Annotated in this window: 10 protein-coding genes; 2 read left to right on the forward strand and 8 right to left on the reverse strand. The window is 60.0% G+C overall.

The window, feature by feature from the left end:
- From E3Z29_RS07465 to yaaA, 8 genes are all read right to left on the reverse strand, one after another.
- A complete protein-coding gene (locus tag E3Z29_RS07465) occupies nt 1-1,461 on the reverse strand; it encodes an alginate O-acetyltransferase (protein WP_098967297.1) in 1,461 nt (486 codons plus the stop codon).
- A 10-nt stretch (nt 1,462-1,471) separates the two neighbouring features.
- The gene (gene algG / locus E3Z29_RS07470; RefSeq protein ID WP_134785481.1) at nt 1,472-3,043 is read right to left on the reverse strand and encodes a mannuronan 5-epimerase AlgG; all 1,572 of its coding nucleotides are present in this window, start codon (nt 3,041-3,043) and stop codon (nt 1,472-1,474) included.
- Between the two features lie 26 nt (nt 3,044-3,069).
- Nucleotides 3,070-4,551, reverse strand: a complete 1,482-nt coding sequence (locus tag E3Z29_RS07475) for an alginate export family protein (RefSeq protein WP_134785482.1) — start codon at nt 4,549-4,551, stop codon at nt 3,070-3,072.
- Nucleotides 4,548-6,053 carry an alginate biosynthesis TPR repeat lipoprotein AlgK gene (gene algK / locus E3Z29_RS07480; RefSeq protein ID WP_177416189.1) on the reverse strand — a complete coding sequence of 502 codons (1,506 nt, stop codon included), beginning with the start codon at nt 6,051-6,053 and terminating at the stop codon, nt 4,548-4,550. The genes E3Z29_RS07475 and algK overlap by 4 nt, the downstream gene beginning before the upstream one ends.
- Before the next feature lie 15 nt (nt 6,054-6,068).
- The gene (locus tag E3Z29_RS07490; protein ID WP_098967301.1) at nt 6,069-7,238 is read right to left on the reverse strand and encodes an alginate biosynthesis protein Alg44; all 1,170 of its coding nucleotides are present in this window, start codon (nt 7,236-7,238) and stop codon (nt 6,069-6,071) included.
- 35 nt (nt 7,239-7,273) lie between these two features.
- Nucleotides 7,274-8,755, reverse strand: coding sequence for a glycosyltransferase family 2 protein (gene alg8, locus E3Z29_RS07495; RefSeq protein WP_219738132.1), 1,482 nt, complete (start codon nt 8,753-8,755; stop codon nt 7,274-7,276).
- A 106-nt stretch (nt 8,756-8,861) separates the two neighbouring features.
- Nucleotides 8,862-10,178 (reverse strand): nucleotide sugar dehydrogenase, encoded by a 1,317-nt coding sequence (locus E3Z29_RS07500; RefSeq protein WP_047601441.1) that lies wholly within the window; start codon nt 10,176-10,178, stop codon nt 8,862-8,864.
- 811 nt (nt 10,179-10,989) lie between these two features.
- Nucleotides 10,990-11,769: a peroxide stress protein YaaA gene (yaaA, locus tag E3Z29_RS07505; RefSeq protein WP_108181747.1), complete on the reverse strand. Its 780-nt coding sequence runs from the start codon at nt 11,767-11,769 to the stop codon at nt 10,990-10,992.
- A gap of 373 nt (nt 11,770-12,142) precedes the next feature.
- On the opposite strand from yaaA, the gene E3Z29_RS07510 reads away from it, so the two are divergent.
- Both E3Z29_RS07510 and E3Z29_RS07515 read left to right on the forward strand, forming a co-directional pair.
- Nucleotides 12,143-13,219: a polysaccharide deacetylase family protein gene (locus E3Z29_RS07510; RefSeq protein ID WP_372241220.1), complete on the forward strand. Its 1,077-nt coding sequence runs from the start codon at nt 12,143-12,145 to the stop codon at nt 13,217-13,219.
- A gap of 337 nt (nt 13,220-13,556) precedes the next feature.
- On the forward strand, nt 13,557-14,951 hold the full coding sequence (locus E3Z29_RS07515) for a PhoH family protein (protein ID WP_027610931.1): 1,395 nt from the start codon (nt 13,557-13,559) through the stop codon (nt 14,949-14,951).
- The last annotated feature ends 224 nt before the right edge of the window (nt 14,952-15,175 follow it).

Genomic DNA, 15,175 nt, shown 5'->3' on the forward strand with positions numbered 1-15,175 from the left:
TCATTGCCCGAGCTGAGCGGTTTGTGGCCCAGCGCCCGGGAATACGTTGCGTTTGCAGATTTTCGCTTCGACTTTTTGTGGCGCAGTACCCGCTTCCGGGCCCTGGACTTCGACTGCCAGCAGATTTTGCGAGGCCCAGTCTTCGTCCGTGCGCAGCTCAAAGGCGAAACGACCGTCGGTGTCGGAGGTTTCCGGTTTCTCGATCTTGATGTCCTCGTGGCGACCGTTCATGTACCAGAGGGTGGCTTGCAGGGTTTTCACCGAGGGGTCGGCGAAGCGGATGTCGACCTGATGACTGCTGTTCTGCAGGTTCAGGTTCTTGCTGTTGACCAGCAGTTCCTGTTTGCCGCCGGGCTTGAGCGTGGTGCTGGCGGACATTTGCGTGTCTTTGCCTTCGCAGCCGTTATCGAGCAGCGACATCATCTGGCGGTAGATGGTCTCCTGGTCGAGGCGGTACAGCGGCGAGAATTCCCAGATCAGAATCTTCGGCGGAGTCTTCTGGAATTCGTCGCTACCGAGGTACTGCAGCATCGAACCTTCGAGACCACCGCCGGGGAAGGCGACGTTGAGAATGTCGGCGCCAATGGCCTCTTCGAGGAAGCCGGCGAAGTTGTAGTTCTTGCCGCTGTGCGAGGTGCCCACGAGGGTGATTTGCGGGTTGCCGGAATCACCGAACAGGTCGCCGTCACCGGCCTCGCCTTTCGGCTCGGTGGTGAACTGGTCCATGTACTGGATCGCGTAACTGGTGCCGCACAGTTGCCCGGCCATGTTGTGCAGGGTGCCGGTCTTGCCCATGCGCCCGGTGCGCTTGGTCTCGAATTCACGCTTGGGAATGTCGGCGAAGGCCGGGATCTGCTTGACCTTCTCGGCGACGATTTTCGCTGTGCGCTGAGCGCCGTATGGCGTCCAGTGCTGGTCGCCGCGGAAGTAGAAATCGTGGGCGGGCAGGGTGTCCGGCAGCGATTCGTTGGTCAGCGGCGACAGGTCCGGCACCACGTAACCCATCTGCGCGAAACGGCCGAGCATGGTCTTGTAGTTGCCCAGCGCTTTCTCGTAATCGAACGCGGCTTTTTCCTGCGGGTTGAGCTTGTTGCGGTTCACCAGGCCACGGGTCGGCTGATAGACGATCACCAGTTCGACGCCTTTGGCCTTGAACGCATCGTGCAGCTGTTGCAGGCGTTTGTAGCCGGCCGGGGTGGTGTTGAACTCGGTGCGCAAATCTTCCTGGGTACGGAACAGCCAGTCGCCCTGCGCCTGCACTAGGGTGGTGAAGTTTTGCTGATAACGCGTGGTGTAGTTCTTCGCGTCGTGCGCGGCCGGGCACAGGTTGCAGCATGGTTCGGCGCTGAATTTTGGCGGGGTGGCGCCCGCCGCGTCATCGGCGCGGGCAGCATTGCTGGCCGCCATAATGCCCACGGTCAGGGCCGACAGGCTGAGTAATTTGATCAAGTGTGGGTGCATAAAATTATCCTCAGTCCCGCATTTCGGTCTGGCGTTCGACAGGGTCGATCAGTACGGCTTTCTGCTGGCGCACCAGCAGGTCGAGAATTTCATCCTGGCGCTCGCCGAGGATGCCGTTGAAGCTGATGCCGCTGGATTTGGTCGGCGCCAGCATCGATACGCGATACAGCTCGACGCTCAATGGCGAGTCGATGGCCATCGGGCCGCTGCCGTTGGCCGCCAGTTCACCGCCGACCACGATCAGCGAGACTTGCGCGTCGAACGGGTCGAGCTTGATGTCACGGTCGGTGTCGGTCAGGTCCTTGATGTGGCCGTAGACGCCGGTCAGCCCGTTGGCCATGGCGACGTTTTCGTAGAGGCGGATGTTCACGCTGTTACGAATGCGGATGCCGTGACGTTTGTTGCTGATGACCTTGTTGCCCCACAGCAGGTTGTCGGCGGACTCGTAAAGCGTGATGCCGTCCGTGTGGTTCTTGTAGATCTCGTTGTAGGCGATGATGTTGTTGACGCTGTTACGGTCGATCACCAGGCCCGAGAGGTGGTTGTCGTAGCTCTTGTTGTTGAAGATGAAGCTGTCGTTCACTTCTCGGGAAATGATGATGCCGTGCTTCTTCTTCGTACCGTGGACGGTGTTCTCGGCAATGATCAGACCGTGGGAACGGTCGTGCGGGTCGATGCCGTAGACGATGTTGTCCTTGTAGGTGTTGCCCTTGACCACGAAGTCGCGGGTCTCGTAGCAGTAGAAGCCGTACCACATGTCGGAGAACTCGGAGCCGACGATCCAGCCGGTCGGTTCAGGGCGCTTGAGCACCTTGGCCATGTTCGGCGTGTACTGGGAAATACTCACCCCGTACGACTTACTGTTGGCGTAGCCGAAACTGGCCATCTTGCTGTTGACGATGTAGGTCTCGGTGCCGCCCCAGGCCAGCAGAAACGGCCGGAATTCCTTCGGCGAACGGAAGGTGGCCGGGCCGTTGTCCTTCTCGCGCCAGCCGGTGACTTTGGTGTCACGCACGAACAGCTGACCGTCGTTGACCAGGAACGAGCCGGCCTCTTGCGACAGACGCAACTCCTGGGTCTGGCCGTCGATTTCGAGGATGCCTTTACGGCCTACCACGATTGGCAGCTTCGCCAGGTACACGCCCGGCGAGGTCTCGCTGAAGTACTGCTTGGGCAGCTTCTGCGCCAGATCCTTGAGGTTCAGGTAACCGTCGTCGACGAAGATCGCCTGCGGGATGCCGTGCTGACGCACCACCCATTCGGCCATCTTGTTGTCGCCGCCGATGAAGTCCTTCAGCGCGTCTTCCTGCATCATCCGGCGCACGCTGATCTTGCCCGGTTTGCTGCGATTGATCTTCGCGGCAGCGGCCTCGGCGGTGAAGCCGGACAGGTCGGGCAGTTTCGGCTTGGCCAGTTCCAGCGCCTCGGTCGGCGCGCTGCTGACGGTGTAGGTCTTGGCTTGTTGCAGCTCTTTGGCGGTGGTCACAGGCTTGGCCGGTTCCACCGTGGCGAACGCGCCAGCGGAGGCCAGCAGCATGGCGCCGGCCAACAGGCTGAGCGAGCCTTTCCTTGCATGGTGCATGTCGGGCACTCCCTTGGCGGTTTGCATCAGAAGCGCCAGATCACGTCGATGAACGCGCGGTGCATGTACGAATCGACCTGGCTGCCATAGGCATCACCGGGCTTGAACACACCGCCACGGAAGCGCACCAGCGCCGACGGCTCGTCGATCGACTGGCTCAACGCCGCCGGCAACAGGCCTTGCTTGAAGTACTTGGTCACCACCAGATCCATTTCCTGGCCCAGGTCCTTGTTGCCATCCTGCAGCGGCAGCGAGGTGCTGGAGAGGATTGCGCCGGTGACGTCGTCGGTGTTGTTTTCCACGGCGTTGATGCCGTTGCTGCCCACCGGCTTGTTGCCGTCCACGCGCCAGAACTTGTGGTAGATCACGCTGGCGTCGTACTGATCGTTGAGCATCCACGAACCGAACAGGGTCGCGGTCTGCATGTTGTTCATTTCGCCACGGAACGCTTCGCCGAAGCGGTGCACGCGCGAGCGGGTACCGGTGTAGTTGGAGCGGTTGCTCTCCAGACCGTTCTGCTGGTAATCGGCGCTGGCGCGAGCGTAGGCCGCACCGACCTGCCACTGCGGATCGAGGCGCAGGCGCACGCCCAAGTCGGTGGCCCAGCCGTTGATGTCATCACTGCGCTTGGCTTGTGCCGGACGGCTGCCATCGGCGTTCAGCGGGTTGACCGAATCGAGGTCGCCGCTCATGCCAGTGATGCTGCCCCAGTAGTTGACGGTGTTGGTGTTGCGCCAGTTGTAGGCGTCGCTGTCGGCGGTCAGACCGAGCCAGCTGATGTCGCCGTTCTGGGTTTTGTCGAGGGTGTCGCGGGGCACGCCCGGTTCGGCGTAATCGAGCTTGCCGTTGTCGTGGGTGTGATGACCGCGAATGCCGACCCAGTTACCCGGGGTCCACTGATAGGCGGCATCGGCGTAGGCGTGCAGGCGATCCTTGTCTTTCGGCGCCAGCTCTTTGAGGTCAGTGCGGTATTCGCTGAAGCGTTCGGCGACACCGACGTTGGCGCGCAACAGGGTGGTGTCGAAGGTCCAGTTCAGCGCTTCGATGTTGGTGTCGCGCCATTGGCCGTCGTCATTGCGCAGGCGCTGGCGACCGAGCTTGAGCATCTCGCCGGGGTACGGCGTCAGGCCGCTGTAGCCGACCCAGAACTCGCGCATCGCCAGATAGTTTTTCTTGGTTTTGCGGTCGCTGTTGTCGGTGGTTTGCTCACCGTCGGACTGCTGCAGGGTGTCGGTCTCGATGATGTCGGTCGAGGTCACAGCCTGACCCATGGCGTAGGCACTCCACGCGCCGCTTTCGCCGTAGACCCACGGACGCAGGTCCAGGCCCACACCGTTGACGTCGCCACCGCTGGCGGTGCCGAGGTCGCGGTCGTCTTCGGACTGGCCGGTGATTTTTACTTCCAGACCGAAGTTCTTGGTTTCAGTGATCGCGGCCAGTGTCGGGCAAGACCAGATCAGCGCGAACGTGAGGCCAATGCCGGCCTTCACAAAGGGATTCAACTTCATAGGGATTCCTCGCCGTCTTCTTCTTGCAGGGCGTGCAGTTGCAGCGTGTTCTGGTTCAGGGCGCCACGGCTGGCCTGTTCCTGTTGCAGCAGGCGCTGGGCTTCGGCCAGACGCTCGGGCGGCAATTGTGCTGCCAGGGTGGTCGCCAGTTCATCGGCTTGCGGGGTGTTCTGCGCCTTGGCCAATTGGCTGAAGACATAGGCGTTGAGCGGGTCGGGCTTGGTGCCCTTGCCTTGGGAAAACAGTTGGGCAATGGCGAAATCGGCGCTGTTCTGGCCATTGCGCGCAGCGGTCAGCAGGTGGTCGAGGGCCTTCTGCGGGTAGACCTTGCCCAGATAACCACGGCGATAGATCTGGCCGAGGTAGTAGTCGGCGGCGACTTCGCGGCCGACGGCTTTCTGGAAGTGTTCTTCAGCGACTTTGGCGTCGGCCGGCACCAGTTTGCCTTCGTAGTAGAGCTTGCCCAGCAACAGTTCGGCGCGCGGCTGGTCGGCGGCGCGGCCGTTGTCCAGGTACTTCATCATCTGATCGACGTCGCCCAGTTCCGGGAAGTCGTAGAGCAGTTGCGCGAGGGTCACCCACGATGCCGGGTAGCCCGGTGCGATCGGTTCGAGCAGCGACTGCGCGGTCTTCTCGTCGGTCTTGCCCAGGGTCGAATCGGCCAGCACGCGGGCCACCGAATCGACGCGCTGCGCGCTGACCGTGCCACGGCTGTAACCGGCCTGCATCTGCTTGATCAGCTCGGCCTGTTGCTCCGGCTGGGCGCGTTTCTGATAGACCGTGGCCAATTCGACGTAGCAGATGTCGGTGGTGTTGAGCGCGGCTTTGCAGATTTTTTCCACGTCATCCAGATGCTGGTCGTAAGTGCCCTGGGTGCGATACAGCAGCACCTGCGCCAGACCGGCTTCCGGGTAGCCGGATTTGCGCCACTGATCGATCTGCTGCTGTGCGTTGATGTTCGGGAAGCTGTGCGGGAATTGCAGGTACAGCATCGCCAGCGGGATCAACGTGTTGCCTTCGCCATTGGCGGCGGCTTTTTTCAACAGGCTTTCGGCTTCGTGGTGCTCGGCTTCGGTGGAACCCGGCTTGGCTACCAGCAGGCGCCCGAGACGGGCCTGGGCCCGTGGCGACACGTCGGCGGCGGCACGGTAAGTCGCCTCGGCCTGTTTGATCTGCTCGGGGTCGCGGCTGTCGACCTGGATATCGGCGAGACCGACTTGCGCCTCGCTATAACCCAGATCTGCCAGTGCGCGGTAGTTCTGCGCGGCGGTGGCGGTGTCGCCACGCTTGAGCGCTTCGTTGGCCAGGCGTTGGTCGGGCAGGCCGGCGCAACCGGCGAGACTTACCGCCAGTGCGACTGCACACAGCGGACCCATGTGGGAGCGGGCTTGCTCGCGAAGGCGGTGTGTCAGCCCACACTGATTTTGAATGTTGAACCGCATTCGCGAGCAAGCCCGCTCCCACAAGGGCTGCGGCGTGTTCAAAAGAGTAGGAATCGTCACAGGCATGTCCTCGACTTAAAGACCGGCAGCCATGGCTTTGTCGATCAGCCAGTTCAGGTTCGGGCCACGGTCGCTGTTCACTTCCACCGGGCGGCCGGCGAAGCTGCTGTCCAGCGGTTCGTCCGGCTGGATCTGCACGCGGATGTCGGAGGACAGGTCGGCGCTTTTCAGGCTGGTGCTGCTGACGATCTTGCCGGTGCGGGTCTGGTCTTCGCCGGCGATCTGGAAGCTCACTGGCGTCCCCGGACGCACGTCGCCGAACTGGCGATAGGAGAAGCGTGCATCGACGGTGGCCTGGGTGTTGCGCGGTACCAGAGTGAAGATCACGTCGCCCTTGCTCGCGTACTGACCGTCAGCCACCAGTTGCTGGGCCACGGTGCAATCGCACGGCGAAGTCAGGGTGCCGGTCATCTGCTTGCCGAACAGTTCTTCAACCTTGGCCGGTTGCAACTGGTCTTCGTCCAGATGGCCCTTGAGCACGTCGAGCATGCTGGTGCTGAAGGTCGCCAGCGGCGCGCCTTTGGCGGCCACGCCGTCAGACTTGACCAGGCTCTGCACGGTGCCGTCACGCGGCATGGTGATGTTCATTCCCGGCACGCTGACCAGACCTGCTTGCGCGTGGCTGACGAAGTACATGCCGTACACCGACTTGAAGACGAAACCGAACGCCACCAGGCCAATGGCGAAGATGCCGGCGCTGAAGGTCACGGCTTTCAGACGCCCGAACGGGGTCATGCCGCTGCCGCCGTCCTTGACCTTGCGCGCCTTGGTGAAGTTGTCGCGCTGCAGGGTCGCCAGCACTTCACCCATGCTGACGATGTCGCCGGCCAGGTGCGAAGTGATCAGGTGGCGCAGGGTGGAAATATCCTGCGGTTCCAGGTTCTGGAACTGGCAACCGGCGCGGCCGCTCTGGCGATCGTAGGAGCGCACTTGCAGTTCGACGTCCATGGCCAGACCGAGGTTGTCGATGACGAATTGCAGGCGTGCCTTGTACACCTCGCCGAGGGTCAGCGGCAGTTGCCCGGCGTTGAACGCCAGACCACCGGCGGACAGGTCGAGGACCCGCGCTTCGACCGGCGTCCGGTCCGGGCCGAAGAAACGCAGTTTGGCCGGGATTTTCACTCGGGCGTGCTGACGCTGGGCTTCGGATTCATGCACTACGTTGGCGTTGACGGCGGTATTCATGGGGGCGATTTCCTTGTTAATTCAATAGGGGCAGGTCAGACCATCATCAGCAGCACGGCGACGAAAATGCTGCCGGCGGAGAAGGTCATGGTCCGAGACGACCAGGTGTTGAACCAACGTTGAAAGCTGGCGAGATCACGGGTCAGGGAAGTGGGTTGGCGCGTCCAGGATTGCTGGTCGAGGCGGAAGAACACGTAGATCTTCACCAGCGCACCAACGATCTGGTTGTAATACAGAATCACGGGATAGGCCGGGCCGATCCGGTGACCGGAGCACGACAGCAACAGGGTCAGAATCAGGCGGGTGATGCCGATCCACAGCAGGTAGGCGAGGATGAACGCGCCGCCGTACTTGAAGCTGGCGATGATCGCCACGGTCAGGCCCAGCAACGACGTCCACATCGATACGCGCTGATCGAACAGCACCACCGAGGTGAAGGCGCCGAGGCGTTTTACACCCAGGCCCAGCGCTCGCGAGTTCTGGCGCAGGTTGTTGCCGTACCAGCGGAACATCAGTTTGCGGCTGGCCTTGATGAAGCTCTTTTCCGGCGGATGCTCAACGGTGTTGATCGCGGCGTCCGGCACGTAAAAGGTGTCGTAACCCAGGCGCATCAGGCTGAACCAGCTCGACTTGTCGTCGCCGGTGAGAAACTTGAAACGGCCCAGGCGCCAGTGTTGCAGCGAGTCGCTTTCGACGTCGGCGATGAATTCCGGATCGGTCACCACGGTGGCACGAAACACCGACATGCGCCCGGTCATGGTCAGCACGCGCTTGGACAGGGCCATCGAGCACATGTTGATGTGGCGCTGGGCAAAACGCAGCTTGTGCCATTCGCTCATGATGTAGCCGCCGCGCACCTCGCAGAACTCGTTGGTGGTCAGGCCGCCGACGTTGCCGAACAGCTGGAACCACGGCACGGTCTTGCGCACGGTGCCTTCGCCAAGCACGGTGTCGCCGTCGATCACGGCCACCACGGCGCGGTCGTCCGGCAGGTGGCGAGAGATCGCGCGGAAACCGTAGGCCAGGCCATCGCGCTTGCCGGTGCCGGGAATGCGCACGAAGTCGAGCTTCACGCGGTCCGGCGGATTCATCCGCGCCCACAGCGCTTTCACCAGCAGCTCATCGGACATTTCGACGATCGAGCAGACCACGGTGGTCGGCAGTTCGCAGTCGATGGCTTCGCGGATCACCGAGCTGTAGACCTGTGCGGTGGTCAGCGCGTCGATGCGGAAACTGGTGACCATCAGAAATACATGCGACGGATCCGCCGCTTTACCCAGCTTGCGCACTTTGCGGCGCAGGTGCGGGTAAACGATGTAGAGAAAAATCATGCCGCGCACAAAGTGCGTTGCACCCATCGAGTAGCGCCAGATACCCACGGCGCCAATCAGGAAAATAAAGTCCTTCGACTCGGAGTCGAACGTGGACGTGGGCAGCATCAAGGCCAGGCCCAACAACAAACTGAGGTAAAACAGCCAACCGGCGGCCTGAAGTAGGCCGTGCTTTAGCCTGTGCATAATCTGCATCCGTCTCTATCTCGGGCGAGCCTGTCGGGTGGCCCGATGGGGTTAAGGCAGGCGAAGAACCGGCCGAGGGTTCAAACCCCCCGGCCGGAAGGCTGACTTACCAGCAGATACCTTCAGTGCGAGTACCCGGGTTGGTGGCTTTGGCCATGAAGCCGACCAGGTCGATGACCTGTTTGCCTTGCGGTGCTTCCTGGGCCAGCGCGCGGAATTTCTCGTCGCGGTTGCCGAGGATGATCACGTCGGAGTTGTCGATCACCGAATCGAAGTCCGAGTTGAGCAGGGACGACACGTGCGGGATCTTCGACTCGATGTAGTCCTTGTTCGCGCCGTGAACACGGGCGTACTCGACGTTGCTGTCGTAGATGCTCAGGTCGTAGCCCTTGCCGATCAGCATTTCGGCCAGTTCCACCAGCGGACTTTCGCGCAGGTCATCGGTACCGGCCTTGAAGCTCAGACCGAGCAGGGCGACTTTGCGTTTGTCGTGGCTTTCAACGATGTCGAAGGCGTTCTGCACTTGCGATTCGTTACTGCGCATCAGCGAGTTGAGCAACGGTGCTTCGACGTCAAGCGAACCTGCACGGTAGGTCAGGGCGCGCACGTCTTTGGGCAGGCACGAACCGCCGAAGGCGAAGCCCGGGCGCATGTAGTACTGGGACAGGTTGAGGGTCTTGTCCTGGCAGACCACGTCCATCACTTCACGACCATCGACGCCGACCGCTTTGGCGATGTTGCCGATCTCGTTGGCGAAGGTGACCTTGGTTGCGTGCCAGACGTTGCAGGTGTACTTGATCATCTCGGCGACCGCGATGTCCTTGCGGATGATCGGCGCGTCGAGTTCTTCGTACAGCGATTGCAGAACGTCGCCCGAGGCCTTGTCGAACTCGCCAATGACGGTCATCGGTGGCAGGTCGTAGTCCTTGATCGCGGTGGATTCACGCAGGAATTCCGGGTTGACCGCGACGCCGAAATCGACACCGGCCTTCTTGCCCGAGCAGTCTTCGAGGATCGGGATCACCACGTTGGCGACGGTGCCCGGCAGCACGGTGCTGCGTACCACGATGGTGTGGCGGGTGGTTTTTTCACGCAGTACGAAACCGATCTCGCGGCACACCGCCTCGATGTAGTTCAGTTCCAGGTCGCCGTTCTTCTTACTCGGCGTACCGACGCAGATCATCGACAGGTCGGTGTCACGAATCGCCTCGGCGAAGTTGGTCGTACCGCGCAGACGACCGGTCTCGATACCCTGAGCCAGAAGTTCGCCCAGACCCGGTTCCACAATCGGCGACTTGCCGGCGTTGATCATGTCGATCTTGTCTTTGGCAACATCGACGCCAACCACGTCATGGCCCCGTGCAGACAGGCAACCGGCACACACTGCGCCAACGTAACCCAAACCAAATATGCTGATGCGCATCGCAATTACCTCTGTGTTTTATCAAGCCATTAGATGGCCGGAGTTAATGGTGTTCAGCGGTCATAGTGCACTCGAAAGTGCGGCATACAGGCGCCACAATGCCGTGTGCAGGCATACTAAGTTCCGAGTGTCTAAATAAGTGCACTCAAGATGTGCGCAACTAGGCCTTAGTTGTTATGACTTGCCCTGTTATGCAGCGGATCTTCTTGCTGGAAGACGCTTGTGCATGTGTTCAGTCCACCTGATGTCGGACGAAAGGCCCGTAGATCAAGCGGTTGGGTGCTCAGGCGAGCACAATTACAGGGGCGCAGCCTTGGCCTTGTAGAGGATGTTTATGGTGCGTATCACCTATCCATCGTTAGTTGATCAGATGAGTGAACCATCTAGGCAAGTTGCTGTGACAACTTGGTTACATGGTTCTCCGCTCTGCGTAAGTTATCTCGTACAAACTCGGCGAGAATCGTTACCGGTGGTATGAGCTATGCATTTGGACATAGTTCCTACCCGCTCATCGCGAAATCTGAAATTTTTTGAAATATTGCCAAAGATGGCACTGGTCTCAATTTGATAGCACTTTCGATTTGGGCCTTTGTTAATCGGTGCGTAATCGAGCTAGATAGTTTTGTGCCACTACCGTAAAAAAATTTACGTGCCACTACTGAAAAAAAGTGCGGCTGTCGAGTGAAACTAAAATTAGAATTGGGCAGGACGATTTTATGGCGCCAATAAAACGGCGAAATGTTGCGAGGGATTTTTGACGTCGTGCGAGCTGCACGACTCTTTATAGAAAGAGTCGTGCAATGGGCATGCTTTATTCCGGGGCGTGGTCGCGCAGAAATACCAGATTGTCCGGTTTCGATTGCTCGGCGCTGTAGCGATAACCCTGCACATCGAACTGCTTGAGCAGGGCAGGATCGTTGATTTTTTCCTGAATCACGAAACGGCTCATCAGGCCGCGGGCCTTCTTCGCGTAGAAGCTGATGATCTTGTACTGGCCGTTCTTCAGGTCCTTGAAATCGGTGTTGATGATCCGGGCGTTCAGGGCGCTGCGTTTGACCGCCGAAAAGTACTCGTTGGAGGCCAGGTTCAGCAGCACATCGTCGCCCTGATCGGCCAGCGCTTCGTTGAGCCATTCGCTGATGCGCGTGCCCCAGAACGCGTACAGGTCCTTGCCACGGGCGTTGGCCAGTTTGGTGCCCATTTCCAGACGATACGGCTGCATCAGGTCCAGCGGACGCAGCAGGCCATAGAGACCGGAGAGCATGCGCAAGTGCTTTTGCGCATAGTCGAACTGAGCTTCGCTGAACGATTGCGCGTCGAGGCCGGTGTACACGTCACCCTTGAACGCGAGCAGCGCCTGCTTGGCGTTTTCCGGGGTGAAGGCGGGCGTCCAGCTGCCGAAACGCGCGGCATTCAGGCCGCCGATCTTGTCGGACACGTGCATCAGTTCGCTGATCTGTGCCGGGCTCAGTTCGCGCAGCTGCTGGATCAGCTCCTGAGAGTGATCGAGGTATTGCGGCTGGGTAAAGCGCTGGGTCGCCGGCGGTGTTTCGTAATCGAGGGTCTTGGCGGGGGAAATCACCATCAGCATGAAGTCGTCTCCTTTTATCGTGGGGGCGATTCTAGGGGGTTGGCCGAGTGGACTCCAGCTATGAGGGTAATAGGTATCAGGAAGCTCGGGCTTTTGCGACGGCTGGTGGATTTTCCCCTCACCCCAGCCCTCTCCCGGAGGGAGAGGGAGCTGACCGTGTTGTTCTAGAGTCATACATCGACCTGAAATATCCAGTCGAACTCAGGTTTGAAAACATGAAGATCGGCTCCCTCTCCCTCCGGGAGAGGGCTGGGGTGAGGGCAGCGTCCTTGAAGCTTGCACATCAGCTATAGTGCCGCGCGGGTTTGGTTATGGAGACACCCCTTTGCGCATTGTTCTTTTATTCACCGCGTGGCTGTTGAGCTTCGGGGCCATGGCGGCGCCGGGCGATGTGGCGACGCTGGATCGCAGCACCTGGCCGGAGCAACTGAGCAGCCCGACGCTGTTCGACGTCGCCTCGCGCGCGGAAATCCTCATGTTCGCCCGGGGCCTGCTCGGCACCGAGGCGCTGGACGAGGCCGCGCTGGCCCAGCGCCTTGGGCTGCGCACGGTCAACGTCGACGCGATCAGCCGCCTGCGCCAGCGGCTCTGGGAACGTCTGTTGGCCAACTACAACTTCGCCCAGCAGAGCTGCGATCAGGATGCCTCGTTCTGCTTCCTCGTCGAAGACCTGCCGACCCTGCGCGAGCAGGCCGCCAAGTTCGTGGTCAGCGACGACAGCTATTACACCAAGTGGGCCGAGCCGAGCCGGTTGTTTCATCTGCAGTATCTGGACGAGCTGATGCGCAAGGCCGCGCTGTCGCCGCAAACCAGCAGCGAAGTCGATCAATTCGGCGACTACGAGCGCAATGGCGACGAGATGCACGATCGACTGTTTCTGCTGAGCTTCGACAGCGCCGCCAATCTGCAGCCGGACAACACCGACTGGATTGCCGACTACCTGCGCAAATCCAATCTCAGCGGCACGTTCTTCCTGTTGGGCAAGGATGTGCAGGCGCGTCTGGCCGATCGCTCGGTGAGCAACCTGCAATCGGAGTTCTCGAAACAGTGTGTGGGCGTGCAGGGTTGGGAGTTCCGTTCCCACAGCTATTGGCAGGACTGGCAGGACTCGGTGCGCCGCAGCGCCGATCTGGTGAAGAACAAGTTGCCGGAGAACTATGTGCCACTGTTCCGTCCGCCGGAGGGACAGCGCCGCAGTGATGCCGGCAGCTTCTTCCGCAATCAGGGCCTGCAAGTGGCGCTGTGGGACATCGACGCCCAGGACGGCGCTGGCAAGCTCAAGGGCGCACAGAGTGCGCAGCGGGTGCTGACCCTGATGCTGCTGTGGCGTCACGGGGTGATCAATTTCAACATGAAACAGGATGCGGTGAAGACCGCGTTGCCGTGGCTGATCACGCAAACTGCACAAAGCGGCATCGGCTTTGAAGACTGTCAGGACGGGTTTCGCTGATAAACGGAAAAAGCCCGGAAACATTGGGCTTGGGGCGATTTTTCTAGAGAATTCGATGCAGGCGGACTTCCGACTTTAGCGGGGTCTGGACGGTCCGCCAAGGGCTTTTCGTCACTCTGCAAAATAAACTTAAAAAAACCGTCAAAGTGCTTTTTTATGTCATGGGTTTTGGAGTATTACGAAGACAGACCGCCGAAACCTGCAACACAGGTGGCGTCTTCCAAGACTCCTTTTGTGTGCAGTTCATCCAGGCCCTCGTGGATGAATTCGGCAGTCACTTCGAGGCGCAGCACCGCCCAGGTATTGCGTCGAATGGCTCCCACAAAGGTGACCGAGTATGGATGATCACGGACGTAGCCCTTCTTCCAACCAGCCAATCCTTTATGTACTCGATACCAACGTATTGATTCACGATCCAAATGCCCTGCTGAATTTCGAAGAACACCACGTCGCGATCCCGATGACCGTGCTCGAAGAGCTGGACAAGCTCAAGAGCGGCCATCACAGCGTTGCTGCCGAATGCCGCCAGGCGATCCGCCTGATCGACAAGACCCTGGGCGATGCCTCCCCCGAGGACGTTGAACTGGGTGTGCCGATTCAGCGCGGCAAGGGCGGGCCAAAGGGCTTGCTGTCAATTCTGATGAGCAAACAGGCCGAGTCGAACCTGATTCTGCCCGAGCATCTGAACGACAACAAAATCATCAACCAGTTGATCGACCTGCACACCCGTGATCCGAAGAAGGCCGTGGTGCTGGTCACCAAAGACATCAACATGCGCCTCAAGGCGCGCGCCTGCGGGATCGATGCCGAGGACTACAGCACCGACCAGTTGGTCGATGACGTGTCCCTGCTGCCCAATGGCTACCACAACATGACCGGCTCCTTCTGGGACCGCGTCAGCAAAGTCGAAACCCGTCAGGATCACGGCCGCACCTGGCATCAGGTGCAGTTGATCGACAACCTGCCGGCGGTGCACATCAACGAGTTCATCATTGACGAACAAGGCTTTGTCGGCTGGATCAAGGAAATTCAGGAAGACAAGCTGCTGATCCTCGACCTGCATCAGGAACCGTTGCTGCATCAGGAAGCCTGGGGCCTCAAACCGCGCGACATCTACCAGAGCCTGGCGCTGTATGCCTTGCTGGATCCGGACATTCACCTGGTCAACCTGTCGGGTGCAGCGGGTTCCGGTAAAACCATTCTGGCACTGGCCGCGGCGATCGAGCAGACCATGGTCAGCAAGCGCTATCGCCGCATTATCGCGACCCGCAGCGTGCAGGGCCTGGACCAGGAAATCGGCTTCCTGCCGGGTACTGAAGCGGAAAAAATGGAACCTTGGCTGGGCGCCATCACCGACAACCTCGAAGCCTTGCACATGGATGACGAAAACACCCATGGCAGCGTCGATTACATCCTCAGCAAAGTGCCGTTGCAGTTCAAATCGCTCAACTACATTCGCGGTCGCAGCTTCCAGCAGAGCCTGATCCTGATCGACGAATGCCAGAACCTCACGCCGCACCAGATGAAAACCATCATCACCCGGGCCGGCGCCGGTTCCAAAGTGGTGTGCCTGGGCAACCTGGCACAGATCGACACCCCTTATCTGTCCGCGACCAGTTCCGGGCTGACCTATCTGACCGAACGCTTCAAGGATTTCCCCAACGGTGTGCACATCACCCTGCAAGGGGTGCCACGTTCGATTCTGGCCGAATACGCCGAATCGCATTTGTAACCCTTCACCAGAAAACGGGCGGCCTGACAGCCGCCCGTTTTTTATGGATAAACACATCACCCAATGTGGGAGCGGGCTTGCTCGCGAAAGCGGTGTGTCAGCCACCAAATGTGTGCCTGATACACCGCTTTCGCGAGCAAGCCCGCTCCCACAGGGGATAGTGGTGAATTCATAATCAGTGATGCGGAAATTTGACCCACAGGTTTACAATCCCTGCTCCTGAT

This window comes from Pseudomonas sp. S150 (assembly GCF_004526365.1).
GTDB lineage: Bacteria > Pseudomonadota > Gammaproteobacteria > Pseudomonadales > Pseudomonadaceae > Aquipseudomonas > Aquipseudomonas putida_A.

Coding starts and splice junctions, on each gene's coding strand:
- E3Z29_RS07465 (WP_098967297.1), bottom strand. CDS start 1,461: ATGCACCCACACTTGATCAAATTACTCAGCCTGTCGGCCCTGACCGTG.
- algG (WP_134785481.1), bottom strand. CDS start 3,043: ATGCACCATGCAAGGAAAGGCTCGCTCAGCCTGTTGGCCGGCGCCATG.
- E3Z29_RS07475 (WP_134785482.1), bottom strand. CDS start 4,551: ATGAAGTTGAATCCCTTTGTGAAGGCCGGCATTGGCCTCACGTTCGCG.
- E3Z29_RS07490 (WP_098967301.1), bottom strand. CDS start 7,238: ATGAATACCGCCGTCAACGCCAACGTAGTGCATGAATCCGAAGCCCAG.
- alg8 (WP_219738132.1), bottom strand. CDS start 8,755: ATGCACAGGCTAAAGCACGGCCTACTTCAGGCCGCCGGTTGGCTGTTT.
- E3Z29_RS07500 (WP_047601441.1), bottom strand. CDS start 10,178: ATGCGCATCAGCATATTTGGTTTGGGTTACGTTGGCGCAGTGTGTGCC.
- yaaA (WP_108181747.1), bottom strand. CDS start 11,769: ATGCTGATGGTGATTTCCCCCGCCAAGACCCTCGATTACGAAACACCG.
- E3Z29_RS07510 (WP_372241220.1), top strand. CDS start 12,143: ATGGCGGCGCCGGGCGATGTGGCGACGCTGGATCGCAGCACCTGGCCG.
- E3Z29_RS07515 (WP_027610931.1), top strand. CDS start 13,557: ATGGATGATCACGGACGTAGCCCTTCTTCCAACCAGCCAATCCTTTAT.